General features: G+C 75.3%; 2 protein-coding genes. Both read left to right on the plus strand.

All coding sequences use genetic code 11. From position 1 onward, the window contains the following. A partial coding sequence (locus Q6969_RS15740; protein WP_317231282.1) for a hypothetical protein occupies nt 1-206 on the plus strand: 206 nt, incomplete at its 5' end. A gap of 59 nt (nt 207-265) precedes the next feature. Next, on the plus strand, nt 266-1,272 hold a 1,007-nt coding region (locus Q6969_RS15745; protein ID WP_317231283.1), incomplete at its 3' end, for a MoxR family ATPase.

Raw genomic sequence — 1,272 nt, forward strand, 5'->3', positions numbered from 1 at the left:
GCGGCACGCTCGTCGGATCGGCGGACGTCGGGGCGGGCGGCGGCTACGCGCGGAGCGAGCTGCGCTGCGGCGGCCAGGGCGCCTGGACCGACGCGTCGTCCGGTGCCGCCGGCTCCTGCGCGATCCCCGGGACCGGCGAGCGGATCCTCGAGGTGCGCGTGACCGCCAACTCGGGCACCCTGTACACGTACGCCCACCGCGGATGACGGCCGGACCCGCGGCCCGCACGCCGGAGACGGCGGCCGCACCCGAGAGGCACGCCCCCATGACGATGACCGCCGACGAGGCCCGCGCCTTCCAGGACGAGTTCGCGCGCCTGGTGCGCAGCGTGGAGCAGGTGCTGCTCGGCAAGTCGCACGTGGTGCGGCTCGCCTTCACGGCCATGGTCACGGGCGGGCACCTCCTCCTCGAGGACGTGCCGGGCACGGGCAAGACCTCGCTCGCGCGCGCCATGGCCCAGACCGTCGACGGGACCCACAGCCGGGTGCAGTTCACGCCGGACGTGCTGCCCGGCGACATCACGGGCGTCAGCGTCTACGACCAGCGGACGGGCGAGTTCGAGTTCCACCGCGGTCCCGTGTTCGCGAGCATCGTGCTGGCCGACGAGATCAACCGCGCGAGCCCGAAGACCCAGTCGGCCCTCCTCGAGGTGATGGAGGAGGGCCGCGTCACGGTCGACGGCACGCCGCACGACGTGGGCGAGCCGTTCATGGTCATCGCCACGCAGAACCCCGTCGAGCAGGCGGGCACGTACGCGCTGCCCGAGGCGCAGCTCGACCGCTTCCTGCTGCGCACCTCCATCGGGTACCCCGACCACGAGTCGATGCTGCGGATCCTGCAGGGCTCGGCCGTGAGCGCCCACGACGTGACCCTCGAGCCCGTCGCCTCGGCCGCGGCCGTGCGGGCGATGCAGGAGCGCGCGCAGACCGTGCACGTGGATCCCGCGGTGGCGGACTACGTCGTCCGCCTCGTCGACGCGACCCGCACGGCGCCCGAGGTGCGGCTCGGCGCGAGCGTCCGGGGCGCCCTCGCGCTGCTGCGCGCGTCGCGCACCTGGGCCGCCGCCGACGGCCGGCACTACGTGGTGCCGGACGACGTGAAGGCGCTCGCCGAGCCCGTGCTCGCGCATCGCCTGCTGCTGGATCCCGAGGCCGAGTTCGACGGGGTCACGCCCACCAGCGTGCTGTCGCAGATCCTCATCGAGACCGCGCCGCCGCGCGACCGGCACCCGGGGGCGCCGTCCGCGGGCGGCGCCGACGCCGCGGGCGCGCG

The sequence above is a fragment of the Clavibacter sp. MX14-G9D genome, assembly GCF_032917815.1.
GTDB lineage: Bacteria > Actinomycetota > Actinomycetes > Actinomycetales > Microbacteriaceae > Clavibacter > Clavibacter michiganensis_K.